This window comes from Pseudomonas sp. 10C3 (assembly GCF_036346185.1).
In the GTDB taxonomy this organism is placed as follows: Bacteria; Pseudomonadota; Gammaproteobacteria; order Pseudomonadales; family Pseudomonadaceae; genus Aquipseudomonas.
In genome coordinates this window covers 1-253 of sequence record NZ_JASJVE010000155.1, presented here as the reverse complement: position 1 = coordinate 253, position 253 = coordinate 1, and the positions used below count along the sequence as shown (strand labels likewise).

The 253-nt window shown below is 60.9% G+C and carries 1 pseudogene; it reads right to left on the bottom strand.

Annotated features, from left to right (window positions below):
* Nucleotides 1-253: pseudogene (locus QN399_RS26460) on the bottom strand (pseudaminic acid cytidylyltransferase); the annotation flags it as partial.

The window sequence follows — 253 nt, the reverse complement described above, 5'->3', positions numbered from 1 at the left end:
CCGGAAAACCGAAGTCACACACCGAAAATGCAAAGGACTTGTCCGGGTGGTGCGCCAACACGTCCAGCCCTTGTTGCAAAAACCGCGTTTGCAACAGCGGCGCGGTCGCGTAGACGCAGCAGACGTACTCAAAACTCAGGCCCTGGCGATGCAGTTCTTGCAGCGCGTGACCAATCACCGCCGCCGTGCCTGTGAAGTCATCGGCCAGGTTGGCCGGCCGCATGAATGGCACCTGTGCGCCACAGGCTAGAGC